Source organism: Calidithermus chliarophilus DSM 9957, assembly GCF_000430045.1.
Taxonomy (GTDB): Bacteria; Deinococcota; Deinococci; order Deinococcales; family Thermaceae; genus Calidithermus; species Calidithermus chliarophilus.
The window spans coordinates 112,238-138,843 of sequence record NZ_KE387026.1 but is presented as its reverse complement, the minus strand read 5'-3'; the positions used below and the strand labels follow the sequence as shown (position 1 = coordinate 138,843).

The window sequence follows — 26,606 nt, the reverse complement described above, 5'->3', positions numbered from 1 at the left end:
CGGTGGAGGTGCTCGAGCGCGGGGAGGTGCGCCTGCGCCGCGAGGCCCCGGTCCGGCCGCAAGCCGGCGTGCCGGCGACGGGCGCGGCCCTCGAGCGCACCCCTGAGCGCCTCGAGCTGAGCTGGAACCACCGAGACTACCCCCACGCCCTTCTGGTGCACGTCGCCGAAGACGGCCGGCGCACCACCCTCTCGGCCGGGCTCCGGGGCGGCCGGGCGGTGTTCGCGCGGGACGCCGTGCCGGGCGGGGGCCACCTCGAGCTCTCCCTCAGCGACGGGCTCTACAGCGTGCTCGAGGTCCTCCGCTAGCGCCGCTTCCTAGGGTGAGCGCACGGCCGCTTGTCCCGGGGCAACGGGTGTACACTAGGCTCTCGTAGCCGCCGGCTACGCCCTATGGCTCGAGCCAGACCCCAACTCAGCCCCTTCATGCGCTGGCTGCTCCAGGGCCAGCCCCAACAAAGCACCGAGGGCTTCTACAGCCCCGAAGCCGCCAAGACCGAGCACCACCCCACCCACCCCTGGTACCGGGTCATGTGCCTGACCGGGGTGGATTACTTTTCCACCCTGGGCTACCAGCCCGGCATCGCCGCGCTGGCGGCTGGGGCCCTTTCGCCTATCGCCACGCTGGTGCTGGTGCTGGTGACGCTGTTCGGGGCGCTGCCGATGTACCGCCGGGTGGCGGGGGAGAGCCCGCACGGCGACGGCTCGATCTCCATGCTCGAGCGCCTGCTCGAGGGCTGGACCGGCAAGTTCGTGGTGCTGGCCCTGATCGGCTTCGTGGCCACCGGCTTCGTCATCACCATCACCCTCTCGGCCGCCGACGCGGCCAAGCACATCGTCGAGAACCCTTTCGTGCCCTCCTGGATGCACCAGCAGGTGCCCCTCACCCTGCTTCTGGTGGCCCTGTTGGGCGCCATCTTCCTCATCGGCTTCAAGGAGGCCATCGGCATCGCGGTGGTGCTGGTGGTGCTCTACATCGGCTCGAGCCTGGTGGTGGTGCTCGAGGGCTTCCGCCTCATCGCGGCCGAGCCCTCGCTCCTGGCTAACTGGACCGGCCGCCTGAACGCCGACTACGCCTCGCTGGGCGCGGTGGTCGGGGCCGCGCTGCTGGTGTTCCCCAAGCTGGCGCTGGGCCTGTCGGGCTTCGAGACCGGCGTGGTGGTGATGCCGCTGGTGCGGGGCCGCCCCGACGACGACCCCCGCCGCCCCAAGGGGCGCATCGAGAACTCGCGCAAGCTCCTGACCACGGCCGCCCTGATCATGAGCTTCATGCTCATCACCAGCGCCTTCGTGACCACGCTGCTGATCCCGCCGGAGGCCTTCCAGCCCGGCGGCGAGGCCAACGGGCGGGCGCTGGCCTACCTGGCCCACGAGCACCTGGGCGAGGCCTTCGGCACCTTCTACGACCTCAGCACCATCCTGATCCTGTGGTTCGCCGGGGCCTCGGCCCTGGCCGGGCTGCTCAACATCACCCCGCGCTACCTGCCGCGCTACGGCATGGCCCCCGACTGGGCGCGGGCCACCCGCCCGCTCACCCTGATCTTCACCTTCATCTGCTTCGTCGTCACGCTGGCCTTCCGGGCCGACGTGGACGCCCAGGCCGGGGCCTACGCCACGGGCGTGCTGGCGCTGATGACCTCGGCCGCCATCGCCGTCACCCTCTCGGCGCTGCACAAGAAGCAGACCTGGGCGGCGCTGGGCTTCGGGCTGGTGAGCCTGATCTTCGTCTACACCTCGGCGGTCATCGTCTTCGAGAACCCCAGCGGGCTCCAGATCGCCTCCTTCTTCATCCTGGGGGTGCTGGTGGTGTCGGTCATCTCGCGCATCCTGCGCTCGACGGAGTTGCGCGTCGAGCAGGTCGAGATCGACGCCGACGCCCAGCGCATCCTGCGTAACCTAGCCCAGGGCGAAATCCGCTTCATCGCCAATCACCGCCAGCGGGGCGACATCGGGGAGTACTCCGCCAAGGAGGCCGTCGTGCGCCGGCACACCCACATCCCCCCCCGCGAGCCCGTGGCCTTCCTCGAGGTCTTCGTCCCCGACGCCTCCGACTTCTCCGACGTGCTCAAGGTGTGGGGGGTGGAGGTAGGGGACTACCCCATCATCCGGCTGCAGAGCCCTTCCATCCCCAACGCCATCGCGGCCTTCTTGCTCTACGTGCGCGACCAGACCAGCAAGATCCCCCACGTCTACTTCGAGTGGAGCGAGTCGAGCCCCATCTTCAAGGCCATCACCTTCGTGGCCTTCGGGGAGGGCGACGTGCCCCCGGTCACCCGCGAGGTGCTGCGCCAGGCCGAGCCCGACCCCTCGCGCCGCCCGGTGGTGCACGTGGGGGGCTGAGCAGGGCTCGAGCAGCACGGGGAGCAGCCGCCGGCGTTTCGCGTCCGGCTGTCGAGCTATCGGCTATCGGCCATCGCTTGTATAATCGTGCTCTCTGGACGCATAAGTGTGCGTTCACCCCGGAGGCACCCTGTGGTTGAAACCCTCAAACCCGTGCAGAGCTTGAAAGGCCGCGACTTCCTCTCCAACCTCGACCTCTCGCCCCAGGAATACCGCGCGGTGCTCGACACCGCCCACGCCATGAAGCGTGGCGAGTTCAAGGGCCAGCGCCCCCTCGAGGGCCAGACCCTGGCGATGATCTTCGAGAAGCCCTCCTTACGCACCCGCACCACCTTCGAGGTAGCCATGAACCACCTCGGCGGGCACGCCGTCAACCTCACCAACGCCGAGATCGGGCTGGGCACGCGCGAGCCCGTGCGCGACATCGCGCTCAACCTCGAGCGCTGGGTGGAGGGCATCATGGCGCGGGTCTACCTGCACTCGACGCTCGAGGAGCTCGCCCGCTATTCGCGCAAGCCCGTCATCAACGGCCTCTCCGACCTGCTCCACCCCGTGCAGCTCATGGCCGACTACCAGACCATCGAGGAGTCCTTCCCCGACACCCGGGGCCTGCGCGTGGCCTACATCGGCGACGGCAACAACATGGCCAACGCCCACATCCAGTGCGCGGTGCTCTCGGGGGCCAAGCTCACCATCGCCACCCCGCGCGGCTACGAGCCCAACGCCGTCATCCTCCTCGACGCCCTGCAGCGCGGCGCCGACGTCACCCTCACCAACGACCCCCTCGAGGCCGCCGAGGGCGCGCAGGTGCTCTACACCGACGTGTGGGTGAGCATGGGCCAGGAGCAGGAGGCCAGCCAGCGCCGCAAGATCAAGGACTTCGCCGGCTTCCAGGTGACCCCGGCCATGCTCGAGCTCATCGCCCCGGACGGCATCTTCCTGCACTGCCTGCCCGCCCACTACGGCGAGGAGGTCGTGGAGGAGGCCACCCTGCACCCCAAGAGCCGGGTCTTCGACCAGGCCGAGAACCGCCTGCACGCCCAGAAGGCGCTGCTGTACCACCTCCTAGGCTGAGGGGGTAGACTGAGCCCATGGCGGTACGTGAGCCTCAGACTCCATCCCGTCGCTACAAATTGACGGTGGAAGACTTCTACCGCCTGAACTTGCCGCCGGACAAACGCTATGAACTCATCGAGGGAGTCGTCTACGAGATGCCGGCCATAGGACCGCTTCACGCCACGCTGGTACGCAAGTTTCAGGACGCGCTCTACGAGAATTTCCGGGGCAGGGCCCTGGTTAGCACCCAGAACCCCCTCCGTTTGGGCCAGCACTCCATGCCTCAGCCCGACCTGGCCCTGATCCGAGTGGCCGATTATCGCCATGAACACCCCCAGGCTCAGGACGTGTACCTCGTGCTCGAGGTCGCCGTAACCACCCTCGAGGACGACCGCAAAAAGCTGGCCGTGTACGCGAAGGCAGGCATCCCCGAGGTCTGGATCGTAAACCCTGAGGCCTACCGGGTCGAGGTCTACCGCCAGCCCAAGGGCAGCCGTTACCTGTCCCGTTTGGATCACGACCCCGCCGAGCCGGTAGCTCCCCTGGCTTTTCCTGACACGCCCCTCGCGCTGTCCTGGTAAACATTGATGAGAAAGCCCAAGGTCTTCATCGACGGCGAGGCCGGGACCACCGGCCTGCAGATCCGGGGGCGGCTGCTGGGGCGCACCGACCTCGAGCTCCTCTCCATCGACCCCGCCAAGCGCAAGGACGAGTCCGAGCGCAAGCGCCTGCTCAACGCGGCCGACGTGGCCATCCTCTGCCTGCACGACGACGTGGCCAAGGCGGCGGTGGGCCTGGTGGAGAACCCCGGCACCCGTATCCTCGACGCCAGTTCGGCGCACCGCGTGGCCGAGGGCTGGGTCTACGGCTTCCCCGAGCTCGGCCCCGGCCAGGCCGAGCAGATCCGCCGGGCCCGCTTCGTTTCCAACCCCGGCTGCTACCCCACCGGGGCCATCGGCCTGCTGCGCCCGCTCGTAGACGCCGGGCTCCTGCCTGAGGCCTTCCCAGCCTCGGTGCAGGGCACCTCGGGCTACAGCGGGGGCGGGCGGCAGCTCATCGAGGCCATGGAGGGCCGGGGGGAGCACCGCCTGGCCGGCGACTACCGCGCCTACGGCCTCGAGCTCACCCACAAGCACGTGCCCGAGATGACCCGCTACTCCCGCCTCGCGCGACCGCCCATCTTCACCCCGGCGGTCGGGCGCTTCGCCCAGGGCATGCTGATCGTGATCCCGGTGCACTTGTGGGCCCTGCCCAGGCCGGTCACGGCCGCCGAGCTCCACGCGGCCCTGGCCGAGCACTACCGTGCCCAGCGCTTCGTGACGGTGATGCCGCTGGAGACCTACGGCGCCCACAACCCCGTGCTCGACCCCCAGACCCTCAACGGCACCAACCGCATGGAGCTGTTCGTCTACGCCAACCCCGAGCGCGAGCAGGCCCTGCTCATCGCCCGCTTCGACAACCTGGGCAAGGGCGCCTCGGGCGCGGCGGTGCAGAACCTCGACCTGATGCTGGGGCTCGAGGGGGCGCACGCCTACGAGTACCACGGGGATTGAGCGTTCGGAGCGTCGCTAGTCGATGGTCAATGGTCGGTAGTAAGGATTTCTTCGCTCTGGCTTTTGGCTACCGGCTATCGGCTATAAGCTATCGACTATGAAATTACCCATCGGCTTCCGTGCCGGGGCCACCCCGGCCAACATCAAGCCCTCCGGCAAGCCCGACCTGAGCTTGGTGGCCTCGGGGGTTCCGTGCTCGTGGGCCTTCGTGGGCACGTTGAACCAGGCCGCCGCCCCCTGCGTGCTGCGCGGGCGCGAATTGCGCGAGGCCGGGGGGTCCTTACAGGCCGTCGTGGTCAACGCCGGAAACGCCAACTGCGCCACCGGCGAGGCCGGGGTACGGGCCGACCGCCGCATGGCCGAACTGGCCGCCGCGCGGCTGGGTATCGCGCCGGAGGCCGTGCTGACCGCCTCCACCGGGGTCATCGGGGTGCCGCTGCCGGTGGAGAAGGTCGAGGCGGCGCTGCCTAACGTGCAACTGGGCCCCCTGCTCACCCCCTTCGCCCAGGCCATCCTCACCACCGACCTGGTGATGAAGACCGCCGAGGCCACGCTGCCCGGCGGCGCCCGGGTGGTGGGGGTCGCCAAGGGCAGCGGCATGATCCACCCCAACATGGCGACCATGTTCGGCTTCGTCTTCACCGACGCCGCCGTGCCGCAGGAGGAACTGCGCCGCGGCTGGAAGCGCGTGGTGGACCACAGCTTCAACCAGGTCACCGTGGACAACGACACCTCCACTAACGACATGGCCGTGATCCTCGCCAACGGCGCGGCCGGGGAGACCGACCCGTTAGCCTTCTGGCAGGCCGTGGAGTCGGTCTGCGTCTCCCTGGCCCGCCAGATCGCCCGCGACGGGGAGGGCGCCACCAAGCTCATCACCGTGCGGGTGACGGGCGCCCGCAGCGAGGACGAGGCCCGCGAGGCCGCCCGCACCGTCGCCGCCAGCCCGCTGTGGAAGAGCGCGGTCTACGGCAACGACCCCAACTGGGGCCGCGTCATGATGGCGCTGGGCCGCTCGGGGGCGAAGTTCGACCCCTCCCACGTCCACATCAAGCTCCAGGGGATGCCGCTCTACGCCGGGGCCGCCCTGCCCTTCGACCGCCGCCAGGCCTCCGAGAGCATGAAAGCCGAGGAAGTGCTCGTAGAGGCCGATCTCGGCGCGGGCGACGCCCAGGCGATGGCCTGGGGGTGCGACCTGACCGAAGGTTACGTCAAGATCAACGCGCTCTACACCACCTGAACTAACGCTTGCGTAACGCTCACGTGTTAGACTCGGGATCAGGAGGTGACAGCGTGAAAAAGATCAAAATTCTTGCAGTATCGGCGATGCTCTTCGTTCTTAGCTCCCTCGGCTTTGCCCAGTCGGACGGCTTCGGCGTCTACTCGGGGATCCCCGAGTGGCTGGGCATCCAGTACCAGAGCAACAGCCTGCGCTTCGGCGGTGGCATCTCCTTCGCCGGCCTGGGTGCCTCGGCCGACTTCATCCTCGCCGAGATGCCGATCCCGGTCGGTGGGGGCAACGAGCTGAGCTGGTACTATGGAGCAGGCGTTGGAGCAGGTTTCTGGGCCTTCCTTTCCACCGGCGGGTTCTACATCTTCCCCCACGCGCTGCTGGGGGTTGAGTACCGCCTGGCCGGCACCACCTTCAGCTTCTACGGGGAAGGGCAGCTTGGTGCCAGCATCGTCCTCGCGGGCGGGGGCGGCGTGGGCTTCGGCTACGGCACCCGGGTCGGCGTGATCTTCCGCTAAAACCCACTTAGCCGAGATGGCAAGGGCGCAGTTTGGCCCTTGCCATCACTAATTTTGACCTCCCGACTTGACGATTTTCCGCGTTTTCTGTATATACTCTGGACCGGAGGAACGAATATGAAGAAACTCCTCGTTCTGATGGTCGTTTTTGTGCTCACCGGTGCCTTTGCTCAGGGGCGGGTATTCGGCGAGGCGGTTTCCGGTCAGATCTCCGTCACGCCCGCCTTCGGCATGAGCCTGGGGCTTCAAGCCGGCATGGAGAACCTCCTAGGGCCGCTGACCCTGCGGGGCGGTGCTACTGTTGCGGTGGGGAATGCGGGCGGGACCGCCGCTACCCTCTTTGGCCTTACCACTGACGTGCTGCTGCCTTTCACGCTGCAGGGCCCTAACCTCTACGCTGGTCTGGGCGGTGGCCTGGTGGTGGTTGCTACCAGCGGCACTAGCGCCACGGCGTTCCAGGTTCGCGGCATCCTGGGCCTCGAGTTCCCCGTGGCCGGGAAGTTCAGCCTGCTCACCGAGGTGGTGCCGGGCTTCACCTTCGCGGGCGGTAACTCGGCGTTCGGCCTGGGCATCAACCTGGGCCCGCGCCTGTACTTCTAACCCGGGGTTGTTAGGATGGAGAGGATGCGTTGGCTCCTCTCCATTCTCTTTTTGTTCGCGTTGACCTCCTGCGTGCGAAGCAACGACACCCTCTCACCCCTGCTGTCGGTGGTCCAGCCGCAGGGCGGGGTGTTCAAAGACCGCAAGGTCCGGGTGGTGGGCTACGCCATGGACGACACCGGCCTCGGCAGCGTGCGGGTCAAGAGCAACATTCAGAAGGAGACCGAGCTACTGCCGGAGAAGGAGCGCGGCGACAAGCTCTACCAGTTCAGCTTCATCGTCAACACCCCGCAGTCGGGCCAGGTCGAGCTGACCATCACCGCCACCGACCTCAGCGGCCGGAGCCGGGAGATGAGGCTGCCCCTGGTGCTCGACGCCCGGCAGCCGCAGATCCGCCTCGAGCGCACCGAGCCTATCGTCGAGTACACCACCCGCACCGTCGCCCCCCCGCCCGGCTCGGAAAACCAGGAGCCCATCGTCGAGCGCACCCCGGTCAACAAGGGCATCCGCATCACCGGCCGCGCCCTGGACGACACCGGCGTGGACAAGGTGGTCGTGCAGTACCAGCAGGGCGGCAAGACCCTCTACAACACCCTCTCCCTGCCCAAGGGTAAGGAGGTCCCTTTCTACGTCGAAGTCCCCGTTCGCTCCGCGACGATCATCGCGGTAGACGCAGCAGGGAACCGCATCAGCGTGCAGGCACGGTAGGGAGAGCGGGAAGCGATAAGCTGTAAGCCGTCAGCGAAAGGTAGGGGCCTGTGGTGTAGAAGAAACCCCTCCCCGCGCGCGGGGAGGGGGTATCCCCCCGGCCCCCCTTGCTAAGGGGGGTGGAGAAGGGGCGTCTTGCGTCTTGCATCTTGCGTTTTGCGTAGGACGTACGCCGTACGACCCGCGCCCGGCTATCGGCTATCAGCTATCGACTATCGACCCCCCCTACGGCCTTTCCCCCGCCAAAGCTGCGCCTCGAGCCGTCAGCCGCAGCCCGTTGGGGTCGCCCGCGAGGAGCCCTTCGCGCTGGGCCCACTGCTGGGCCTGGGCCAGGAAGGCGGGGCTCCAGCCGAACTCCTCGAGCACCTCCCGCGCCGGGACGGGCCGGTCGTGGTGGGCCAGGTGGGCCAGCAGCAGGCGGGCGGCGAACTCGCGGCGCTGGCGCTCGCGGCGGTTGCGGGCGGTGAGCACCCCGCCCACGGGCGAGAACAGCCAGGCCAGCCCGAAGAGCAGCCCGGCCACAGTGGCCATCATCCCGGCGATGGAGGCGTCGAGCAGGATGGCGAGCACGTAGCCCAGCACGCTCGAGACCGCCCCCACCAGCACCGCCAGGGCGATCATCACCGGCAGGCGCTGGGTGAGGAGGTAGGCAGTGGCGGGGGGGATGATCAGGAAGGCCACGATCAGGATGGCCCCCACCGACTGGAACGCGCCCACGGCGGTGAGCGAGACCAGGCTCATCAGGGCGTAGTGCAGCACGGCGGGCAGGAAGCCCAGGGCCGCCGCCAGCCCTGCGTCGAAGGTCGAGAGCTTGAGCTCCTTGTAGAACAGCAGCACGAACAGCAGGTTGACGAGGGTCAGGCCGCCCATGATCCACAGCGACTCCGGCCCCAGGTTGAGGCCGAAGGCCTCGAGGGTGTTGAAGGGGGCGTAGGCGATCTCGCCGTAGAGCACCGCGTCGAGGTCGAGGTGGACGTTGCGGAAGTACAGCGACACCGCCAGCACCCCGAGGCTGAAGAGGGCGGGGAAGACCAGCCCGATGGCCGCGTCGTTCTTGATGCGCCCGGTACGGGTGAGCCACTCCACCAGCGTCACGGTGAGCAGCCCGGCTGCGGCGGCGCCCAGCAGCGCCGGGGCCGTGGCCCGCTCGCCCCCGGAGACCCAGAAGGCCAGCACGATGCCGGGGAGCACCGCGTGCGAGATGGCGTCGGCCATCAGGGCCATACGGCGCAGCACCAGGAAGCTGCCCAGCAGCGCCGAGGCGGTGGAGACGAAGATGGCGGTGAGGACGATGACGAAGTCGGAGCTCACGCGGCACCTCCTGCGCCGCCTTCGGCGCGCGGGTTCAGGGCCTTGGGCAGCACCCGCATGGCCTGCTCGAGGCGGTGGGCCTCGGCGTGGCCCTGCTCGGTGAGCTCCCAGCGCTCCCCGCGCCCGGTCACCCAGCCCCGGGCGGCGAGCTCCTCGAGCTCCTCCTTGGCCCTGGCCGGGGCGGCGCGGCGGCGCTGGGCCAGGCTCTCGGGGGTGAGCTCGGCGTGGTTGTAGAGCACGTGGGCGTCGAGCAGCAGGCGCTCGAGGCGGATGCGGCGGCGGTTGTTGCGGGTGCGCCGCCAGTCCCACACCAGCCCGCGCTCGGGGGCCAGCAGCAGCGAGAAGAGGGTGATGAGGCTGGCGGTGAGCACGACCAGCGGGCCGGTGGGCAGGTTCTCGCGCGTGGCCGAGATCACCGCGCCCAGCACGCCCGACAGGACGCCGAAGGCCGCGGAGAGCCAGACCATGGTGCTCAGGCGGTTGGTCCACTGCCGCGCGGCGGCGGCCGGGGCGATGAGCATGGCGGCCATCAGCACCACGCCCACGGTCTGCAGCCCGATCATCACCGCGATCACCGTCAGCGAGGTCAGCAGCGTGCCCAGGCCGCGCACGGGGAGGCCCAGGCTCGAGGCGAAGGCGGGGTCGAAGGTGAGCAGCTTGAACTCCTTGTACAGCAGGCCCACCAGCAAGAGCGCGACGCCGCCCAGAACGGCCATGGTCAGCACGTCCTCGCCCACGACGGTGGCGGCCTGCCCGAAGATGAACTTGTCGAGACCGGCCTGGTCGCTGTCGCCGCTGTGCTGGATGAAGGTCAGGAGGCCGATGCCGAAGCCGAAGAAGCCGCTGAGGATCACGCCCAGGGTGCTGTCCTCGGGCAGGCGGGTGCTGCGCAGGATGGCGAGCATCAACAGTGAGGCCAGCCAGCCCGCCAGGCCCGCGCCCAGCAGCAGGATCAGCGGGGCCTTGGTCCCGGTGAGGAGGAAGGCCAAGCAGATGCCGGGGAGCGCGGCGTGGGCCAGCACGTCGCCCAGCAGGCTCTGGCGGCGCAACGTGGCGAAGCTGCCCAGCACCCCGCCCACCAGGCCCAGCAGTGCCGCGCCCAGCGCTACGTTGCGCAGGGTGTAGTCGGTGAAGATGCCGGCGAGGAGGTCCACGGCCTCACCTCCCCACGCCCACGCTCATGCGCTCGCCGTAGGTGGCCTTGAGGTTCTCGGGCGTGAAGGTCTGCTCGAGCGGCCCGCTGGCGATGACCTGCACGTTGAGCAGGGTGAGGTGGTCGAAGTAGTCGCGCACCGTCTCGAGGTCATGGTGCACCACCACCACGGTCTTGCCCTGCTTCTTCAGCTCGCGCATCACCTGCAGGATGGCGGCCTCGGTGACCGCGTCCACCCCGGCGAAGGGCTCGTCCATGAAGTAGAGGTCGGAGGCCTGGGCCAGGGCGCGGGCCAGGAAGACCCGCTGCTGCTGGCCGCCCGAGAGCTGGGCGATCTGGCGGTGGGCGAAGGCGGTGAGCCCGACCTGCTCGAGCGCGTGCATAGCGGCCTCGCGCTCGGCCTTGCCGGGCCGGCGGAACCAGCCCAGCCGCCCGTAGAGCCCCATCAGCACCACGTCCAGGGCGTTGGTGGGGAAGTCCCAGTCCACGGAGGAGCGCTGGGGCACGTAGCCGATGCGGCGCCGGGCGGCCTCGAGCGGCTGCCCAAAGAACTGCACGGTGCCCGAGGCCTTGGGGATGAGCCCCAGCACGGCCTTGATCAGGGTGCTCTTGCCCGCGCCGTTGGGCCCGACGATGGCGCAGAGCTGGCCTTCGGGGATGGAGAGATCCACGTCCCACAGCACGGGCTTCTCGTGGTAGGCCACGGTGAGGTCGCGCACCTCGAGGGGCGCCGCCCGCCGGGGAAGGGCCGAAGCTTGTTCGTTGATGCTGGACTTGATCATGGGTGTTCGCCTCCGAGCAGAGCCGAAACGATGGTTCTGACGTTGTGTTCGACCATGCCGACGTAGGTGCCTTCGGGGGTGCCGGGGTCGCCGGCCGCGTCGGAGAAGAGCTCGCCGCCGATGCGCAGCTCCTTGCCCCGGGCCCGCACCGCCGCCACCACGGCCTCCACCGAGCGCCGGGGCACGCTCGACTCGACGAAGATGGCCCGGATGCCGCGCTCGGCCAGGAAGGCCGCGAGCTCCTGCACGTCGCGGGTGCCGGTCTCGGCCACGGTCGAGACGCCCTGCAGGCCGCGCACCTCGAGCCCGTAGCGCCGCCCGAAGTAGCCGAAGGCGTCGTGCGCGGTCACCATCACCCGCTGCGCGGGGGGGATGCGCCCGATCTCCTGCTTGACCCAGGCGTCGAGCTCTTGCAGCCGGGCCTGGTACTGCCGGGTGCGTTCGGCGTAGTAGCCGGCGCCTGCCGGGTCCACCTTGGAGAGCCCGTCCCGCACGGCCTCGGCGGTGTGGGCCCACAGGCTCACGTCGAACCAGACGTGGGGGTCGTAGGTGTAGGTGCCCTCGAAGCCGCCTTCCGGCGCGATGAGCAGCTCGTGGGGGATGGCGTCGGTGATGGCGATGGCCTTGGGCATCTTCTCGAAGAGCTCGACCATCTTGCCCTCGAGGAACAGCCCGCTGTAGAACACCACGTCGGCCTGGGTGAGCTTGCGCACGTCCCCGGCCGAGGCCTTGTAGAGGTGGGGGTCCACGCCAGGGCCCATCAGGCCCGTGACCTGCACCCGCTCCCCGCCGATCTGCTGCACGAGGTCGGTGACGAAGTTGGCGGTGGCCACGGCCCGCACCGGGCGGTCGCCGTCGATGGGCCGCAGGGCGAAGTCCTGGACCTGGCAGGCGCTCAGCAGCAGGACGAGGGCCAGCGCCCAGAGGTGCAGCGCCTTCATCCCCCCACCTCCGCGACCCACACGATCTGGGTCAGGGCCACGGGCAGCAGGTAGCGTTCCCCCGCCGCCCGCACCCGCACCCCCTCGGGCATGTGCTCGAGCACCTCCACCTGGGCCCCGGGCCGCAGCCCCAGGTGCGCGAAGAGGTTGAGCGCGTCCTGGTCCTGGCTGCCGACCCGCGCCACGAGACCCCGCTCGCCGGCCTCGAGCGCCGCCAGCCGGCGCGTGGGCACGCCCTCGGGCAGGTGGAGCTCGGCGGTGGGGATGGGGTCGCCGTGGGGGTCGTGGGAGGGGTGCCCCAGCCACTCGGCGATGCGCTTCTCGAAGGCCTCGGAGATGTGGTGCTCCAGGCGCTCGGCCTCGGCGTGCACCTCCTCCCAGCCGTAGCCCAGCGCCTGGTGCAGGTAGGTCTCCAGAAGGCGGTGGTGGCGCAGCACCTCCAGCGCCACCTTGTACCCCGCCTCCGTGAGCCGCACGCCCTTGTAGGCTTCGTACTCCACCAGCGCGAGCTCGGCCAGCTTCTTGAGCATCCCCGTCACCGACGCGGGCTTGACCTCCATGCGGTCGGCGAGCTCCTGCGTCGAGACGGCGGTGGTGTGCTCGAGGCTCGAGCCCTCCGGCGCGCTGCCCAGCAACAGGATCTGCTTGAGGTAGTCCTCCTGCGCCTCGCTCAGCACGGGGCGGGACAGCGACGTGTTCACAGGCTCCACCCCCTCAGGCGGTAGTACCGCTCCTTAGGCTCGGCGCTGAGCGGGTGGATCCGGTTGAGCCTGCACCAGGTGAAGTGGAACCCCAGGCCCGCCCCCATCATCCCCAAAACCCAGACCAACGCCCAATCCCCCACCCACGCCGCCAGCAGCGCGGTGACGCCGAAGAACACCACCAGCTTCCTCAAGCGCCGGGCCGGCGGGGTCTTGGTCTCGAAGTGCCCGAAGAGCACCGCCCCCAGCGCGTACAGCATCCCTGCAATCGCAAGGCTCATCCACATGATGACCTCCGTATTTAGGTACGCCTACCCAAATATCTGCTAATAGTTTAGGCATACCTAAAACCGGGTGTCAAGCCTCGAGCCCTCCCGCCCGGTTGTGCTACAATCTGCAAGCGCGTTTTCGTGCGCTCGTAGCTCAGCCGGATAGAGCGAAGGTTTCCTAAACCTTAGGTCGCAGGTTCGAGTCCTGCCGGGCGCACCAGTACAGGGCGTGAAAAACCGGGGTCGCCATGCCCCGGTTCGCTCGTTGTGGCGGGGTTGCTCCCCGCTCAGGCCGTGGGCACCGGGATTCCGTGCGCCAGGGCCGCGTGCTCGTCAGCTTCCTGCTCGAGCACGCAGGCGCAGATCACCAAGTTGCCGCGAAAGGCGGTAGCCGACACAGCATAAGTCGTTGGGCTGAGGGTGGCTGTCTCTGAACCCTCGTCGTGCCTGCCAGCGGTTACGATTTAGATAGGCTTTAGAAGCCGCAAAGGAGCATAGGGAGATGATCAAGCGTGGATTGCTGTGCCTGATGGTCGTGCTGGGCACTGCTTTTGCCTTCGACCTGCAACAGATCAACCGCAGCCGGTCGGCGCTGGTAGGGGCGATCAACGGGGTGCTCGAGGGCGGCGAAGGGAGCTGGCAGTACGTCCCGGGCGTCGGGCTGGTGATCGCCTCGAGGAACACCGGCGACGCCCGCAAGGCCGACGCCCTGGTCCCGATCCTGCGGCAGGTGTTGTTGGGCCTGGGCACGACGGTGCAGGGCCTCGACCCCGAGGACTGGATCGTCCTGGCCTACCGCAACGACGCCCTCGAGCTCGTGATCCGGGTCAAGCCCGGCCGCGCCGACAGCCTCGAGGTCTTCATCGACGGAAAGAAGCAGTGAGGGCAGTTCCTACAAGCGCCCCGCACGGCCGCCCCGGGTAATACCCGATTCGGTTAGTTCGTCACCGAAGGGTGACGCCGCCCCGCCTTGGCGGGGCGGCCGACCGAAGTTATCCGCGTGGCGGAGGGCGGTAGCGCCCCTTGGAAGGGAGACGCTTTCTTCGCCGACCGTCAGGGAGGGGTGTGCTCTGGGGTTCAAAAAGATAGCCTCCGGGGCTCTTCGGATCGGATGACTATCTTTTTGAATCCGGTATAACCAGGGCGGTTGCTTTTGGGGGACTACTTGGGAAAGAACCGCTGGGTGCGGTTGGTCGCGGTCCGGATGGCCTCCTCCAGCGACACGTCCCCGTGGAAGGCGCGCTCGAGGTCCTCCGAGACCAACGTCTCGATGTCGGCCCAGGTCTCCATCAGGGGGACCGCCCGGATGTAGGGGATGGTGTCGAGGAAGACCCGGCTGTTGCGGGGCTTGTTGTTGGGGTCGAGGAAGGCGGGCGACTGGGCCACGCTCTTGAGCGAGGGGACGGTGCGACCGGACTGGGCCAGGATGGTCTGGCCCTCCCTCGAGTTGGCGAACTCGATGAAGGCCCAGGCCGCGGGCTTGTTGCGGCTGGCGGCGGCCATGAAGAAGGCGTCGGCGTGGAGGATGCCGGCCTGCTCCTTGCCCCGGGGCAGCGGGGCCACATCCCAGTCGAAGTCCTTGATGTCGCGGTAGGTGGGCACGCCGCGGCGGCTGTTGAGGAACATCGCCAGCGTGCCGTCGAGGAAGCGGTCCTCGCTGGGGCGGGCCTTTTCCAGCAGCTTGTTGGGCACCACCTTGTGCTTCACCTGCAGGTCCATGAACCACTGCAGGGCCTCCTTGGTGGCGGGGGCGTCGAGGGTGAGCCGCTTGGGGTTCTCGGGGTCGTCCACCAAGTCGCCCCGGTTCTGCCAGATGAAAGGGGCCACGCGGAAGATGCTGGCCTCGGTGCCCAGGCCGAACTGGTCGGGGGTGCCGTCGCCGTCGGTGTCCTTGGTGAGGGCCTTGGCGGTCTGGAGGAAGTCGTTCCAGGTCCAGCCCGGCTTGGGGTAGGGCACTTTGGCCTTGTCGAAGAGGTTCTTGTTGTAGTAGACCACCAGGCTCGAGAGGTTCTGCGGGATGCCCATCAACCGCTTGTTGTAGTAGAACGGCTGCACCGCCTCGGGGTAGAAGTCGGCGAGCTTGATCACCTTGCTCTGGGCCACGTAGGCGTCGAGGGGCTCGAGGACGCCCCGCGCGGCGAACTGGGCGTAGCGGCGGTAGTTGAGCAAGAACACGTCGGCGGGGGTGCCGGCGGCGAGGTCGGCGGCAAGGCGGGTGCGGTAGGAGGTCTGGCTGGGGATGTAGAGGACCTCGACCTTGACCTGGGGGTAGCGCTGGGAGAATGCGGCTATCAGCTTGTCGTAGGCTTCCTTCTCGGCGGGCTCGCCGAAGATCATGAAAGTGAAGCTCCCGCTGGGCGCGGCCTGCTGGGCGGTGGCCTGCCCCCCCACCCCCCGTACCAGCAACCCCCCCGCGACCAACACCAGGCCGATGTAGAGCAGTTTCCGCAGCATCGCTTTCCTCCTGATCAGTATGGGCCCTTGCTGCTCCCGCCCAGCCGTGCCGTCCAGTCACGGAAGAGCTGCCCGTCGAAGCCCAAAAAGCGCTGAAGGATCAAAAACAGCAACAGGACAGGCAACAGCATAACCACTGCCGCCGCCATCAGCAGCGACCAGTTGGTGGAGTCCATCTGCTGGAGCACCTGCAGGCCCACCGGGAGGGTGTAGTTGGCCTCCGAGCGCAGGTAGAGCAGGGGAGAGGTGAGGTCGCTCCAGTAGTAGCCGAAGGCCAGGACGGCCACGGTGAGGCTCGTGGGCCGCGCCAGCGGCATGGCCACGCGGGCCCAGAGGGTGAACGCCCCGGCCCCGTCGAGGCGGGCGGCCTCGAGCATCTCCCGCGGCAGGCGGCGGAAGGTCCAGAAGTACAGCAGCACGTAGAAGGAACTGGTCCCGGCCACGGCGGGCAGGATCAGGGCCCAGGGGGTGTCGATGAGGCCGAGGTTCTTGAACAGCAGGAAGCGCGTGAGCCACAGTGCGGTGGTGGGCACCATCATCAGCAGCACCGCCAGGATCACCAGCCGCCGCTGCAGGGGGGGCCTCGAGAGGGCCATGGCGAAGCCCGCCCAGGAGGCGGTGAGCACGGTCAGGGGCACCGCGAACAGCTCCACGAACAGCGAGTTGCGGAGCTGGTTGGCGAGGGGGACTGTCTCGAACAGCCGCGCGTAGTTGCGCCAGCCCTCGAGGTCGGGGAGCCACTCGAGGGTGGGGGAGGGCGGCAGCCCCAGGGGCCGCAGGGAGGCCACCAGCACCCACCACAACGGCAGCAGGAACAGCCCGGCCACCGCCAGCCGCAGCAGGAAGCGCAGCGCTCGAGCCAGCCCGCGCAAAGCCCGGTGCTGCTCACTGCTCATCGCTGTACCCCCAGCCCCGCACCACGCGGTAGACCAGCAGCAGCAACAGCCCCACGCCCAGCAGCAAAAGCAGCATCATCGCGGCGGCCGTGCCGAAGCGGAAGGAGTCGAAAGCTTCCTGGTACATGCGGAGGGGAAGAAAGAGCGTGGCGTAGTAGGGCCCGCCCCCCGTCATCAAGAACGCGGGCGTGAAGGTGTTCTGCGCGCTCAGGATGACGTCGCGCAGCGTCAGCAGCAGCAGCCAGGGGGCCAGCAGCGGGAGGGTGATGAAGCGGAACTGCTGCCAGCGCCGGGCGCCGTCCAGCGCCGCCGACTGGTAGTACTCCTCGGGCACGTTCTGCAGCCCGGCCAGCAGCACCACGAAGCCCTCGCCGATCTGGAAAGCCGCCATGATCACGATGGCGAGCAGCGCCGTGCTGCCCTCGGCCAGCCACGGCGAGACGGGCAGGCCCAAAGCCTCGAGCGCCAGGTTGAGCGGCCCGTAGACGGGGTTGAAGATCCACAGCCAGATCAGGGCGTAGGCTACGTCGGGGACGACGGTGGGAAAGAACACCGCCATGCGGAAGAGCCCGACCCCGCGCCCCGGCCTCTGCAGCAGCAGCGCCAGCGCGAGCGCCCCCAGGACGCGCAGGGGCACCGCCAGCAGCACGAACACCAGCGAGTTCCGCACCGCCGTCCAGAACAGCGAGTCCTCCCCCAGGGCCCGGAAGTTGTCCAGCCCCACCCACACCGGAGCCCCCAGCGCGTCGTAGCGGGTGAAGGCGATGACCAGCGACAGCAGCGCAGGCACCACCACGAGCACGGCGGTCCCGATCAGGTAGGGTGCGAGCATCACCAGCAGCGCGGCGCGGTCTTTGGCCCCCTGCCGCGCCAGCCAAGCGGCGCCCCGCCTGGGGTGGGGGAGGCTCGAGCGGGCCGGAGGTTCGCGCTCCATACCCTACTCAGCACCCCTGCAGAAGCCGAGGGCAACGCCGGGAAGACGGCAGGGCACTAGGCATGAATTGGCTCGCATTCGTTTTTCATACCGGATTTGTCTCCGGGTGAATGCCCGAGCGAGCACATTTGGGGTGTCGATGGTCGATAGCTGATAGCCAAACGCAAGACGCAAGACGCAAGACGCCAAACGCCAAACGCCAAACGCCAAACGCCATGTTCCCCTCCTTAGCAAGGGGGGTTAGGGGGGATAAACCCTCCCCACGGGAGGGGTTTCACCACGGGCCACGAGCTGATAGGTGACGGCTGAGGGCTGACAGCTTAAAGCTCATCGCTTTGCTACACTTGAGAACGTTGGCGGCCCTGCCGCTCCTTTTTCGCGGCCCCGGAATCCCTCCGGCAAGCCCCTGAGGTTTACATGATCAAGCGTGACTACCCTAGAGTACACATAATCACCTACGGATGCCAGATGAACGAGTACGACACCCATCTGGTCAAGTCGGAACTCGCTTCCATCGGGGCGCAGTTCGTGGATTCCATCCCCGAGGCCGACTTCGTGCTGGTCAACACCTGTGCGGTGCGCGGGAAGCCGGTCGAGAAGGTTCGTTCGCTGCTGGGTGAGCTTCGCAAGGAGAAGGAGAAGCGCGACCTGATGGTGGGCATGATGGGCTGTTTGGCGCAGCTCGAGGAGGGCCAGCAGATCGCGCGCAAGTTCGCCGTGGACGTGCTGCTCGGCCCGGGCGCGCTCACCGAGATCGGAAAGGCTATCGAGGCCAAGAACCGCTTCTGGGACCTCTCCTTCCGCGAAGAGCTCACCCACCACCTGCCTCCGGCGCCGCAGGGCCAGCTTTCGGCCTTTGTCAGCATCATCCGTGGGTGCAACCACCACTGCACCTACTGCATCGTGCCCACCACCCGCGGGCCCGAGGTCTCCCGCCACCCCGACCTGATCCTGCGCGAGATCGAGCAGCTCAAGGCGGCGGGCGTGCTCGAGGTGACCCTGCTGGGCCAGAACGTCAACTCCTACGGCAACGACCAGCCGGGCTTCCCCAAGTTCGGGGAGCTGCTGCGCCTGGTGGGCCAGATCGGCATTCCCCGCGTCAAGTTCACCACCTCCCACCCGGTCAACTTCACCGACGAGGTGATCGCCGCGATGGCCGAGACGCCGCAGGTGTGCAACTACATCCACCTGCCGGTGCAGTCGGGCTCCAACCGGGTGCTGCGCCGCATGGCCCGTGAGTACCGCCGCGAGTGGTACCTAGACCGCATCCGCGCCATCAAGGAGGCCATCCCCGACGTGGTGCTCTCCACCGACATCATCGTGGGCTTCCCCGGCGAGAGCGAGGAGGACTTCGAGCAGACCCTCACCCTCTACGACGAGGTGCAGTACGACTCGGCCTACATGTTCATCTACTCGCCGCGCCCCGGCACGCCGAGCTACAAGCACTTCCAGGACCTGCCCCGCGAGGTCAAGATCGAGCGCCTCCAGCGCCTGATCGAGAAGCAGAAGGAGTGGAGCTACAAGAAGAACCAGCAGTGGGTGGGCCGCACCGTCGAGGTGCTCGTGCGCGGCAGCGCCAAGGACGAGGGCTACGCCGAAGGCCACGACCGGGGCAACCACCCGGTGCTGATCCCCGCCGCCCAGGCCCCCCGGCCCGGGCTCTACCGGGTCGAGGTCAAGCAGGCCACGCCGCACATGCTCTTCGGGGAAGTGGTGGGGTCGCAGGAGGCCGCCACCATCCCGCTGATGATGGCGTAGGTCGAACACCAGACGCAAAACCTTGTAGGGGCAGGCCCCCGTGCCTGCCCTTTTCCCCCTAGCGCCTGCCCTTTTTCCCCTAGCCTTAGGGGCCTCCTGGCGGTATGTTGAACCCATGCAACCGCGTTTCCTCATCGCCGGGCTTGTTGGGGCGGCGATTTTCGCCATGAGCCTGGCCACCTTTCGCTGGAACCTCCCGAGTTTTACCGTCTCGAGCCTCCTCGCCCTCCTGGCGGGCTGGCTGACCCTGAGGTGGAACTTCCGGCTCGACCTCGGGGGCATGGGTCCCGCCGCGCGCGAGCGCGTGGCGATGCAGGTCGCCTGGCGCAAGGGGGGGAAGATCACCGCCGAGCAGCTTGCCCAGACGGTGGGGATGCCGCTGGAGCAAGCCCGGCAGACGCTCGAGCTCCTCGCCAGCCGCGACCTTTGCCGCAAGGAAGACGCCGTTTACGTCTTCTACCCTAAACAGGCCTGAGCCGTCGCAGCCGTGAGCCAGCCGGACGCCGGGATCGTGGTGTTGGGCGCGGGCATCGCGGGCCTGACCGCGGCCCGGCTCCTGCACGAGGCGGGGCACCGGGTGCGGGTGGTCAGCCGGGAGCTGGGCGACGCGAGCCGGGTGCCCGATCCCCTGCTCAACCCGGTGCGGGGCAAGCGCGGAGCGGTCGCCCCCGAGGCCGAGGAGGCCCTCGAGGCCCTCTGGGGCTTCTACCCCCGCTTCACTCCCGTGCGCCGGGGCATCCTGCGCCCGGTGCCTAGGCCCGACCGCGAGGCGTGGCAGGCGCGGCTCGAGGGGCGCGGCATCCCCCACAAGTGGCTCGAGGAGGGCCTGTACCTGCAGAGCGCGGGCTGGCTCGAGTCCACCCCGCTCCTGCACCGCCTGGCCGAGGGCCTGGACATCGTGTGGGCCAGCGTGGAGCGCCTCGAGGGGAGCACGCTGTGGCTCGAGGACGGGCGGAACCTCACGGGCGAGGTGCTGGTCTATGCCGGCGGGGCCAGCGGGGCCCACCTGGCCGGGCTCGGGGGGCGCTTCACGCCGGGCTCGGTGCTCATCACCCACGAGCACTTCAAGCAGGCCCGCTCCTACGGCGTCTACGTGGCCGGGCACAGCCTGGGCGGGAGCTACCTGCCGCACCAGGACCGCTATTCGCCCCACCAGATCCGGCCGCAGGAGGTCGAGTGGCTGCTCTCGGGCGCCGAGCAACTGCTGGGGTACCGGCCGGAGTGGCGCTCGAGCTGGAGCAGCGTTCGCTACCGCCTCGACCGGGACTACCTCAAGGAAATCCCCGGCGGCTACGCGCTCACCGGGTTCGGCTCGGCCGCCTATTTTTACGCGCCGCTGTACGCGCGGCGGCTGTTGGCGAAGTTTTAGCCCCCGTAGCGGTGCAGCAGCGCGAACCAGGCGATCAGGACCAGTGCCGTAATAACCACGAAAGCGATGACGCGACCCATGGCCCTGATTATCCCAGTTCTGGGGGGCTTGCTAAAGTAGCATTCGAATGCTACCATCTGTTCTTGCGTCTGCTAAGACGCCGGGAAAGTCGGGTTCCTGGAGGCAAAGGCCCAGGCTCTGCAGGCCTGGCTGGCGCCCCCGCGCTTCGCGGAGGGTGTACCGCCGAAAGCAGCCGGACGTACCGCCGCGCGATTAGCTCAGCGGCAGAGCGCGCCCGTGCAGGGCGAGGGCGTGGGTTCGAATCCCACATCGTGCACCACAGGATTAGCTCAGTGGCAGAGCACCGGAGCTCACTCCGGCAGTCGCGGGTTCGAATCCCGCATCCTGACCTTCCGACTCGTAATCGGAGTGGGTCAAACACCCTGAAAAGGTGTCTTTTGGGTAAAGGCGAAAGCCGAGAAGGTTCAAATCCTTCACCGCGCCGCGAGGCGCAGCACAAACCCTGCATGGGTCGCTCCCGGCTCCCGAAGGGCTCGCCCCTAGGGGGCAGCAGCGAACGACCCGGCGAGCGTGGGACAGCAGCGCCCGAGTGCGCGTCTTCCCCCGGCCAGATCCGCGCCTGGTTCGCCACGCGCGGTGCGGCCTGCGGGAACACCGCATCTGGGCGGAGGAGAGCCTCCGGGCCGAGCCTTCGGGCGAAGCTCGAGGCCGCCCCGAGCCCTTAATCCGGCCTGCTGCAAACGCTGCCAAGGACGAGCGCTCGTCCTTTCGCCCGCTCCGTAGCTGTGGGAGTCCCAGGCAGGGCCTTTTCTGCCCCAACCGGGAGCAATCCCGTGCGAATATCCTGCGTGCCTGCGACCTTGGGGAGGCACGCGCCCGAAGGAGGAGGTGAACTCCGATGTTCAAGAGCCTACGTATCAAGCAGCACGAGCGCGGCCTGCTCTCCCGCTGGGGCGACTTCCGCGCGGTGCTCATGCCCGGCCTGCACCGCCTGCTGGGCCAGGGCTGGAGCGTGCAGAAGTACGACCTGAGCGAGCCCGAGGCCACTATTCCCAACCTCGAGTTCCTCCTCAAGGCCCGCCCCGACGTGCTGGCCGAGCACTTCACCGTGGTCAAGACCGGCCCCGCCCAGGCGGCGCTGGTGCGGCTGGGCCAGGGCTGGATCACCGTCGGCCCCAACCAGCTCCGCGCCTTCTGGAAGGGCTTCGTGGAGGTCGAGGCGCAGGTGTTCGACCTCGAGGCCGGCTTCGAGCTCCCCGCCGAGCACGCCAAGCTGCTCAAGGACAAGAGCCTGGCGGGCCTGCAGATGGTGCAGGTCGCCGAGTCGCAGATCGGCCTGCTCTACGACCGCGGCAACTTCGTGCGCCCCCTCGAGCCCGGCACCTACGGCTTCTGGGTCTACGAGCGCAAGATCACCGTGCACACCTACGACCGCACCCAGCCCGTGCCCAACCTGCCCCTCGAGGACGTGCTGCTCGAGCGCCACCCCGGCTTCGTGGCCCAGTACTGCGAGTCGGTGCAGCTCGGCGCCGCCCAGGTGGCCCTGGTGCGCCACAAGGGCAAGGTGATCGCCGTGCTGCCCCCCGCTAGCCGCAAGCTGTTCTGGAAGGGCGTGGAGGTGGAGGTGCTCGACACCCTCGAGCACTTCAAGCTCAGCCCCGCGCTCGCCGCCGAGCTGGTGAGCGGCCTGCCCGAGGTGGCCCACCTCACCCTCAAGCACCTGCACGTGCGCGAGGTGCCCGCGCAGCACGTGGGCCTGCTCTACGTGGATGGCGCCTTCCGCGAGACCCTGGGCCCCGGCCTGCACGCCTGGTGGGTCTTCGGCCGCGCCCTCAAGACCGAGGTGCTCGACACCCGCCTGCAGACCCTCGAGGTCTCGGGCCAGGAGATCCTCACCAAGGACAAGGTGCCCCTGCGCCTCAACCTCACCGCCGGCTACAAGGTCACCGACGCCGTGGCCGCCAAGGCCAAGCTCGCCGACGTGGAGGGCTACCTCTACAAGGAGCTGCAGTTCGGCCTGCGCGCCGCCGTGGGCACCCGCACCCTCGACGAGCTGCTGGAGGACAAGGGCCTCATCGACCGCGAGGTGGCCGCCTACATCGCCCGCAAGACCGAGGGCTACGGCCTCGAGGTCGATAGCGTGGGCGTGAAGGACATCATCCTGCCCGGCGAGATCAAGGCCATCCTCTCGCGGGTGGTGGAGGCCGAGAAGGCCGCGCAGGCCAACGTGATCCGCCGCCGCGAGGAGACCGCCGCCACCCGCAGCATGCTCAACACCGCCAAGGTGATGGAGGACAACCCCATCGCCCTGCGCCTGAAGGAGCTGGAGGTGTTGGAGCGCATCTCGGAGAAGATCGAGCGCATCAACGTGGGCTCGCTGGACAGCATCCTGAGCGAGCTGGTGAGCATCAAGAAGTGACGTCGAGCCAAACGCAAAACGCAAGACGCAAGACGCTGTAGGGGCAGGTCTCGTGCCTGCCCCTACTCGCAAAGGCAAAGCCCCGGTTCAATACCGGGGCCGCTGTTTTTGTTCGGGAGACTTATACCCGATTCGGTTAGTTCGTCACCGAAGGGTGACGCTTGCTTCGCCGACCGTCAGGGAGGGGTGCGCTCTGGGGTCCAAAAAGATGGCCTCCGGGGCTCTTTGGTTCGGATGATTATCTTTTTGAATCCGGTATTACGCCCCTGCGCCGGGCTGGGTGCGGTTCTCGCCGGGCTGCACCACGGGCATCACGGGCTCGGGGAGCAGGAGGGTCTTGAGGACCTCGCTCACGTCCTCGGCCAGGGTGATCTCGAGGCCGCGGCGGATCTCGTCGGGGATGTCCTGGAGCTGGGCCTCGTTCTCCTTGGGCACGATGATCTTGCTGATGCCGGCCTGGTGGGCGGCCAGCAGCTTCTCCTTCACGCCGCCAATGGGGAGCACCTTGCCGCGCAGGGTGACCTCGCCGGTCATGGCGATGTCCATGCGGGCGGGGCGGCGGGAGAGGGCCGAGGCGAGGGCGGTGGTCATGGTGATGCCGGCGCTGGGGCCGTCCTTGGGCGTAGCGCCCTCGGGCACGTGGACGTGGATGTCGTACTTGGTGTGGAAGTCCTCGGGCAGGCCCCACTCCTGGGCGTGGGCGCGCAGGTAGGTGAAGGCGGCCTGGGCCGACTCCTTCATCACGTCGCCCAAAGAGCCGGTGAGCACGATCTTGCCCGTGCCGGGGACCGCGACGGCCTCGATGGTGAGCAGGGTGCCGCCCACGGGGGTCCAGGCCAGGCCCTGCGCGGTGCCCACGCTGGGCTCCTTCTCGGCCTTGTCGGGGCGGAACTTGGGGATGCCCAGGTAGGCCGGGACCTCGGGGGCGTCCACGACGCGCTGGCCCTCCCAGGGGGACTCGAGGAAGTTCTTGGCCCCCTTGCGGGCGATCTTGCCCAGCTCGCGCTCGAGGTTGCGCACGCCCGCCTCGCGGGTGTACTCGTTGATGACCCGGTCGATGGCGCCGTCGCTCACGGTGAGCTTGCCCTCCATCCCGGCTTCCTTGACCTGGCGCGGCAGCAGGTACTGCTTGGCGATGTTCTGCTTCTCGTAGTTGGTGTAGCCGGGGATCTCGATGACCTCCATGCGGTCGAGGAGGGGCCGCGGGATGGTCTGGAGGGTGTTGGCGGTGGTGATGAAGAAGACCTTGGAGAGGTCGTACTGCACGTCGAGGTAGTGGTCGGTGAAGGTGTTGTTCTGCTCGGGGTCGAGCACCTCGAGCATCGCGCTGGCGGGGTCACCGCGCCAGTCGGCGCTCATCTTGTCGATCTCGTCGAGGAGGATCACCGGGTTGATCACCCCGACCTGCTTCATGGCCTGGATGATCTTGCCGGGCAGCGCCCCGATGTAGGTGCGGCGGTGGCCGCGGATCTCGGCCTCGTCGCGCACGCCGCCCAGGGAGATGCGGTGGAACTGGCGGTTCATGCTGCGGGCGATGGAGCGGCCCAGGCTGGTCTTGCCCACGCCGGGAGGCCCGACGAGCACCAGGATGGGCGCCTTGTTGCGCACCTCGAGGCCCTGGGTCATCTGGCGAACGGCGAGGTACTCCAGGATGCGCTCCTTCACGTCCTGCAGGCCGTAGTGGTCCTCGTCGAGCACGGCGCGGGTCTTGGTGATGTCGAGGACCTCGTCGTCGGCCTTGCTCCAGGGCACGTCCACCAGCCAGTCGAGGTAGGTGCGGGCCACGGTGGCCTCGGGGCTGCCCTGCTGCATGCGCTCCAGGCGCTGCAGCTCCTTGAGGGCCTTCTGCTTGACGGCCTCGGGCATCCCGGCGGCCTCGATCTTGCCGCGCAGCTCCTCGAGGTCGTTGCCCCCGTCCTCGCCGCCGAGCTCCTTCTGGATGGCCTTCATCTGCTCGCGCAGGTAGTACTCGCGCTGGTTCTGGTCCATCTGCTCCTTGACCCGCGCCGAGACGCGCTTGTCCATCTCGAAGCGCTCGAGGTCGCGCGTGAGGAACTCGAGGACTTTCTTCAGCCGGGCCTCGAGGTCGAAGCTCTCGAGCACGGCCTGCTTCTCCTCCACGCTCCAGGTGGCGTGGTGGGTGATGGTGTCGGCCAGCACGCCGGGGTCGCTGGTGGCGCGCAGGTTGTCGAGCTGGTAGCGGTCGAGCCGCAGCGACTTGTGCCCGGCGACGTAGCGGTCGAAGGCGTCCTTGATCTCGTCGATCAGGACCCGGCCCAAAGTCTCGTCGCGCAGGGCGGTTTCGTTCTGTACCTCGCCGCGGGCCCGCAGGTAGGGCCCGGCGACGTAATCGATGAGCTGTACCCGGCTGCGGGCTTCGACCATGACCTGCATGGTGCCGTCCGGCAGCCGCATGGCTTGCTTGACTACGCCCAAAGTCCCAACGCCGTAGAGGTCGTCGGGGGACGGATCATCCACCTCGGGGTCGCGCTGCGCCACCAGGAAGATGAGCCGGTCGGCCCCCAAGGCCTCCTCGATTGCCCGCTTGGACTTCGCACGTCCCACTTCCACCGACGTGGTGGCGTGAGGCGGGATGACCGTCGAGCGCAAGGGAATGACCGGCAATTCAAGACGCATTCTCTTCCTCCATGTCCCGCCTACCAAACCGTCGCTCCACGGCGGGAAAGAACGACTTATTCGGATTCTACAACCCCCCTCCCCGTCAATAGGGTCAGAGGCCACACTTAGGGAACTTGAGCGTTGCTTTATCAAATATGGTGAACGCCCTCACGACGCACCGGCCGGAAAAGGGAGGGAGGGCTACCAGGATATACGCACCCGCCCCGTTCGCTGGATGGCCCCGGCCTTCAGCCCAGGCGTTCGACGCGGTGGACGTTGCCCAGGATGAGCTCGAGCCGCAGCCGCTCCCCGGCCTGCGGGGCGGGGGAGAGGAAGGTGTCCTGGAAGCGCACGCGCACGGCGCCCTCGCCGGTCTGGAGCACCACGTCGTAGAACACGGCCCCGTGGATGCTCACGGCCTGGGCCTGCAGCACGGCGCCCTCGAGGGTCTGGTACATCAGAACAGCACCACCTTGGCGACGAGGTTTTCGAAGCTCAGCGTGCCGCTGGTGAGGCCCAGGCTCTCCAGCTTGACCCCGATGTAGAGGGTCTGGTTGTTGACGCCGCTGGTCAGGTGAGCTCCCGACCACTTCAAGGGGGAGGTGCTGTTCTTGCTGAAGTCGAGCGTGCCCAGGTCGTCCATCGTGGCTGCGTCGAAGCTGCTGCAGCGGAAGAAGCCCCCGCTGCTGGCGCAGTTGGGCTCCTGGTCGGTCGCGTAGAAGTGCAGAACCCCCTGGCCGGTGAACTTCGCCGTCCCCTCGAGGCCGATCTCCTTGACCCCCACCGGCGGCTTCTGCACCTGCCCGGCTTTCTGGAAGTAGATGGCCCCGTCCGAGATCAGGCTGACGTTGACGGGCTCGGCGGTGATGGCGATGGACAGTGGTGCGCTGCTGCACGCGGCCAACAGGCCGCCCAGGGCGACGGAGAGAAGAAAACGCCTCATAGGCCGAACTATACCCGCCTTGCCTGAGAAA

25 protein-coding genes, 3 tRNA genes and 1 pseudogene are annotated in these 26,606 nt (G+C 68.1%); 17 read left to right on the top strand and 12 right to left on the bottom strand.

Translation table 11 applies throughout. From position 1 onward, the window contains the following. From MEICH_RS25700 to MEICH_RS0116885, 9 genes and pseudogenes are all read left to right on the top strand, one after another. Nucleotides 1-308: pseudogene (locus MEICH_RS25700) on the top strand (hypothetical protein); the annotation flags it as partial. 117 nt (nucleotides 309-425) lie between these two features. Continuing rightward, nucleotides 426-2,339: an APC family permease gene (locus MEICH_RS0116920; RefSeq protein WP_245587700.1), complete on the top strand. Its 1,914-nt coding sequence runs from the start codon at nucleotides 426-428 to the stop codon at nucleotides 2,337-2,339. A gap of 132 nt (nucleotides 2,340-2,471) precedes the next feature. Further along, nucleotides 2,472-3,413 carry an ornithine carbamoyltransferase gene (gene argF, locus MEICH_RS0116915; RefSeq protein ID WP_027893577.1) on the top strand — a complete coding sequence of 314 codons (942 nt, stop codon included), beginning with the start codon at nucleotides 2,472-2,474 and terminating at the stop codon, nucleotides 3,411-3,413. Between the two features lie 17 nt (nucleotides 3,414-3,430). Next, nucleotides 3,431-3,976: a Uma2 family endonuclease gene (locus tag MEICH_RS0116910; RefSeq protein WP_027893576.1), complete on the top strand. Its 546-nt coding sequence runs from the start codon at nucleotides 3,431-3,433 to the stop codon at nucleotides 3,974-3,976. Nucleotides 3,977-3,982: 6 nt separating this feature from the next. Then, on the top strand, nucleotides 3,983-4,948 hold the full coding sequence (gene argC, locus MEICH_RS0116905) for an N-acetyl-gamma-glutamyl-phosphate reductase (protein ID WP_027893575.1): 966 nt from the start codon (nucleotides 3,983-3,985) through the stop codon (nucleotides 4,946-4,948). A 97-nt stretch (nucleotides 4,949-5,045) separates the two neighbouring features. Next, nucleotides 5,046-6,188 carry a bifunctional glutamate N-acetyltransferase/amino-acid acetyltransferase ArgJ gene (argJ, locus tag MEICH_RS0116900; RefSeq protein ID WP_027893574.1) on the top strand — a complete coding sequence of 381 codons (1,143 nt, stop codon included), beginning with the start codon at nucleotides 5,046-5,048 and terminating at the stop codon, nucleotides 6,186-6,188. A 53-nt stretch (nucleotides 6,189-6,241) separates the two neighbouring features. After that, nucleotides 6,242-6,697 (top strand): hypothetical protein, encoded by a 456-nt coding sequence (locus MEICH_RS0116895; protein WP_157202873.1) that lies wholly within the window; start codon nucleotides 6,242-6,244, stop codon nucleotides 6,695-6,697. 117 nt (nucleotides 6,698-6,814) lie between these two features. Next, nucleotides 6,815-7,297, top strand: coding sequence for a hypothetical protein (locus tag MEICH_RS0116890; protein WP_027893572.1), 483 nt, complete (start codon nucleotides 6,815-6,817; stop codon nucleotides 7,295-7,297). Between the two features lie 24 nt (nucleotides 7,298-7,321). Then, nucleotides 7,322-8,005: a hypothetical protein gene (locus MEICH_RS0116885; RefSeq protein WP_027893571.1), complete on the top strand. Its 684-nt coding sequence runs from the start codon at nucleotides 7,322-7,324 to the stop codon at nucleotides 8,003-8,005. A gap of 225 nt (nucleotides 8,006-8,230) precedes the next feature. Here MEICH_RS0116885 and MEICH_RS0116880 read toward each other — a convergent pair whose 3' ends face one another. From MEICH_RS0116880 to MEICH_RS0116855, 6 genes are read right to left on the bottom strand one after another with little or no spacing between them, the layout of a single operon-like run. Beyond that, on the bottom strand, nucleotides 8,231-9,316 hold the full coding sequence (locus MEICH_RS0116880) for a metal ABC transporter permease (protein WP_013157196.1): 1,086 nt from the start codon (nucleotides 9,314-9,316) through the stop codon (nucleotides 8,231-8,233). Next, a complete protein-coding gene (locus tag MEICH_RS0116875) occupies nucleotides 9,313-10,470 on the bottom strand; it encodes a metal ABC transporter permease (protein WP_027893570.1) in 1,158 nt (385 codons plus the stop codon). The genes MEICH_RS0116880 and MEICH_RS0116875 overlap by 4 nt, the downstream gene beginning before the upstream one ends. Nucleotides 10,471-10,474: 4 nt before the next feature. Continuing rightward, nucleotides 10,475-11,251, bottom strand: a complete 777-nt coding sequence (locus tag MEICH_RS0116870; protein WP_013157194.1) for a metal ABC transporter ATP-binding protein — start codon at nucleotides 11,249-11,251, stop codon at nucleotides 10,475-10,477. After that, nucleotides 11,248-12,192, bottom strand: a complete 945-nt coding sequence (locus MEICH_RS0116865) for a metal ABC transporter solute-binding protein, Zn/Mn family (protein ID WP_013157193.1) — start codon at nucleotides 12,190-12,192, stop codon at nucleotides 11,248-11,250. Before MEICH_RS0116865 ends, MEICH_RS0116870 begins: the two co-directional genes overlap by 4 nt. Then, entirely contained in the window at nucleotides 12,189-12,881 is a 693-nt protein-coding gene (mntR, locus tag MEICH_RS0116860) for a manganese-dependent transcriptional regulator MntR (protein WP_027893569.1), read from the bottom strand. Before mntR ends, MEICH_RS0116865 begins: the two co-directional genes overlap by 4 nt. A gap of 8 nt (nucleotides 12,882-12,889) precedes the next feature. After that, nucleotides 12,890-13,174, bottom strand: coding sequence for a hypothetical protein (locus tag MEICH_RS0116855; protein WP_157202871.1), 285 nt, complete (start codon nucleotides 13,172-13,174; stop codon nucleotides 12,890-12,892). A 131-nt stretch (nucleotides 13,175-13,305) separates the two neighbouring features. On the opposite strand from MEICH_RS0116855, the gene MEICH_RS0116850 reads away from it, so the two are divergent. Together MEICH_RS0116850 and MEICH_RS0116840 are read left to right on the top strand one after the other, a co-directional pair. Further along, nucleotides 13,306-13,382 (top strand) — tRNA-Arg (locus MEICH_RS0116850). Nucleotides 13,383-13,664: 282 nt separating this feature from the next. Continuing rightward, a complete protein-coding gene (locus MEICH_RS0116840) occupies nucleotides 13,665-14,045 on the top strand; it encodes a hypothetical protein (RefSeq protein ID WP_027893567.1) in 381 nt (126 codons plus the stop codon). A gap of 278 nt (nucleotides 14,046-14,323) precedes the next feature. Here the strand turns inward: MEICH_RS0116840 and MEICH_RS0116835 are convergent, their stop codons facing one another. From MEICH_RS0116835 to MEICH_RS0116825, 3 genes are read right to left on the bottom strand one after another with little or no spacing between them, the layout of a single operon-like run. Continuing rightward, complete coding sequence (locus MEICH_RS0116835) at nucleotides 14,324-15,616, bottom strand: ABC transporter substrate-binding protein (RefSeq protein ID WP_027893566.1); 1,293 nt, start codon at nucleotides 15,614-15,616, stop codon at nucleotides 14,324-14,326. A gap of 14 nt (nucleotides 15,617-15,630) precedes the next feature. After that, complete coding sequence (locus tag MEICH_RS0116830) at nucleotides 15,631-16,512, bottom strand: carbohydrate ABC transporter permease (RefSeq protein ID WP_027893565.1); 882 nt, start codon at nucleotides 16,510-16,512, stop codon at nucleotides 15,631-15,633. After that, entirely contained in the window at nucleotides 16,502-17,446 is a 945-nt protein-coding gene (locus MEICH_RS0116825) for a carbohydrate ABC transporter permease (RefSeq protein WP_051304295.1), read from the bottom strand. The genes MEICH_RS0116830 and MEICH_RS0116825 overlap by 11 nt, the downstream gene beginning before the upstream one ends. Before the next feature lie 417 nt (nucleotides 17,447-17,863). On the opposite strand from MEICH_RS0116825, the gene miaB reads away from it, so the two are divergent. The 6 genes from miaB to MEICH_RS0116790 all read left to right on the top strand — a co-directional run bounded on the left by miaB (nucleotide 17,864) and on the right by MEICH_RS0116790 (nucleotide 23,013). Next, nucleotides 17,864-19,204 (top strand): tRNA (N6-isopentenyl adenosine(37)-C2)-methylthiotransferase MiaB, encoded by a 1,341-nt coding sequence (gene miaB / locus MEICH_RS0116820; protein ID WP_036219608.1) that lies wholly within the window; start codon nucleotides 17,864-17,866, stop codon nucleotides 19,202-19,204. 115 nt (nucleotides 19,205-19,319) lie between these two features. Continuing rightward, nucleotides 19,320-19,679 (top strand): hypothetical protein, encoded by a 360-nt coding sequence (locus MEICH_RS0116815; protein ID WP_027893562.1) that lies wholly within the window; start codon nucleotides 19,320-19,322, stop codon nucleotides 19,677-19,679. A gap of 12 nt (nucleotides 19,680-19,691) precedes the next feature. Continuing rightward, nucleotides 19,692-20,573: an FAD-dependent oxidoreductase gene (locus MEICH_RS0116810; protein WP_027893561.1), complete on the top strand. Its 882-nt coding sequence runs from the start codon at nucleotides 19,692-19,694 to the stop codon at nucleotides 20,571-20,573. Between the two features lie 267 nt (nucleotides 20,574-20,840). Next, nucleotides 20,841-20,913, top strand: a tRNA-Ala gene (locus MEICH_RS0116800). Further along, nucleotides 20,913-20,983, top strand: a tRNA-OTHER gene (locus tag MEICH_RS0116795). Before MEICH_RS0116800 ends, MEICH_RS0116795 begins: the two co-directional genes overlap by 1 nt. Before the next feature lie 509 nt (nucleotides 20,984-21,492). Further along, nucleotides 21,493-23,013, top strand: a complete 1,521-nt coding sequence (locus MEICH_RS0116790) for a slipin family protein (protein ID WP_027893560.1) — start codon at nucleotides 21,493-21,495, stop codon at nucleotides 23,011-23,013. A 258-nt stretch (nucleotides 23,014-23,271) separates the two neighbouring features. Here MEICH_RS0116790 and lon read toward each other — a convergent pair whose 3' ends face one another. From lon to MEICH_RS0116775, 3 genes are all read right to left on the bottom strand, one after another. Beyond that, nucleotides 23,272-25,650, bottom strand: coding sequence for an endopeptidase La (lon, locus tag MEICH_RS0116785; RefSeq protein ID WP_027893559.1), 2,379 nt, complete (start codon nucleotides 25,648-25,650; stop codon nucleotides 23,272-23,274). Nucleotides 25,651-25,880: 230 nt separating this feature from the next. Next, entirely contained in the window at nucleotides 25,881-26,090 is a 210-nt protein-coding gene (locus tag MEICH_RS0116780; RefSeq protein WP_027893558.1) for a hypothetical protein, read from the bottom strand. Beyond that, nucleotides 26,090-26,575: a hypothetical protein gene (locus MEICH_RS0116775; RefSeq protein ID WP_027893557.1), complete on the bottom strand. Its 486-nt coding sequence runs from the start codon at nucleotides 26,573-26,575 to the stop codon at nucleotides 26,090-26,092. The genes MEICH_RS0116780 and MEICH_RS0116775 overlap by 1 nt, the downstream gene beginning before the upstream one ends. Nucleotides 26,576-26,606: the final 31 nt, after the last annotated feature.

Coding starts and splice junctions, on each gene's coding strand:
- MEICH_RS0116920 (WP_245587700.1), top strand. CDS start 426: ATGCGCTGGCTGCTCCAGGGCCAGCCCCAACAAAGCACCGAGGGCTTC.
- MEICH_RS0116910 (WP_027893576.1), top strand. CDS start 3,431: ATGGCGGTACGTGAGCCTCAGACTCCATCCCGTCGCTACAAATTGACG.
- argC (WP_027893575.1), top strand. CDS start 3,983: ATGAGAAAGCCCAAGGTCTTCATCGACGGCGAGGCCGGGACCACCGGC.
- argJ (WP_027893574.1), top strand. CDS start 5,046: ATGAAATTACCCATCGGCTTCCGTGCCGGGGCCACCCCGGCCAACATC.
- MEICH_RS0116890 (WP_027893572.1), top strand. CDS start 6,815: ATGAAGAAACTCCTCGTTCTGATGGTCGTTTTTGTGCTCACCGGTGCC.
- MEICH_RS0116885 (WP_027893571.1), top strand. CDS start 7,322: ATGCGTTGGCTCCTCTCCATTCTCTTTTTGTTCGCGTTGACCTCCTGC.
- MEICH_RS0116870 (WP_013157194.1), bottom strand. CDS start 11,251: ATGATCAAGTCCAGCATCAACGAACAAGCTTCGGCCCTTCCCCGGCGG.
- MEICH_RS0116865 (WP_013157193.1), bottom strand. CDS start 12,192: ATGAAGGCGCTGCACCTCTGGGCGCTGGCCCTCGTCCTGCTGCTGAGC.
- MEICH_RS0116855 (WP_157202871.1), bottom strand. CDS start 13,174: ATGAGCCTTGCGATTGCAGGGATGCTGTACGCGCTGGGGGCGGTGCTC.
- MEICH_RS0116840 (WP_027893567.1), top strand. CDS start 13,665: ATGATCAAGCGTGGATTGCTGTGCCTGATGGTCGTGCTGGGCACTGCT.
- MEICH_RS0116835 (WP_027893566.1), bottom strand. CDS start 15,616: ATGCTGCGGAAACTGCTCTACATCGGCCTGGTGTTGGTCGCGGGGGGG.
- MEICH_RS0116830 (WP_027893565.1), bottom strand. CDS start 16,512: ATGAGCAGTGAGCAGCACCGGGCTTTGCGCGGGCTGGCTCGAGCGCTG.
- MEICH_RS0116825 (WP_051304295.1), bottom strand. CDS start 17,446: ATGGAGCGCGAACCTCCGGCCCGCTCGAGCCTCCCCCACCCCAGGCGG.
- miaB (WP_036219608.1), top strand. CDS start 17,864: ATGATCAAGCGTGACTACCCTAGAGTACACATAATCACCTACGGATGC.
- MEICH_RS0116815 (WP_027893562.1), top strand. CDS start 19,320: ATGCAACCGCGTTTCCTCATCGCCGGGCTTGTTGGGGCGGCGATTTTC.
- MEICH_RS0116790 (WP_027893560.1), top strand. CDS start 21,493: ATGTTCAAGAGCCTACGTATCAAGCAGCACGAGCGCGGCCTGCTCTCC.
- lon (WP_027893559.1), bottom strand. CDS start 25,650: ATGCGTCTTGAATTGCCGGTCATTCCCTTGCGCTCGACGGTCATCCCG.
- MEICH_RS0116780 (WP_027893558.1), bottom strand. CDS start 26,090: ATGTACCAGACCCTCGAGGGCGCCGTGCTGCAGGCCCAGGCCGTGAGC.
- MEICH_RS0116775 (WP_027893557.1), bottom strand. CDS start 26,575: ATGAGGCGTTTTCTTCTCTCCGTCGCCCTGGGCGGCCTGTTGGCCGCG.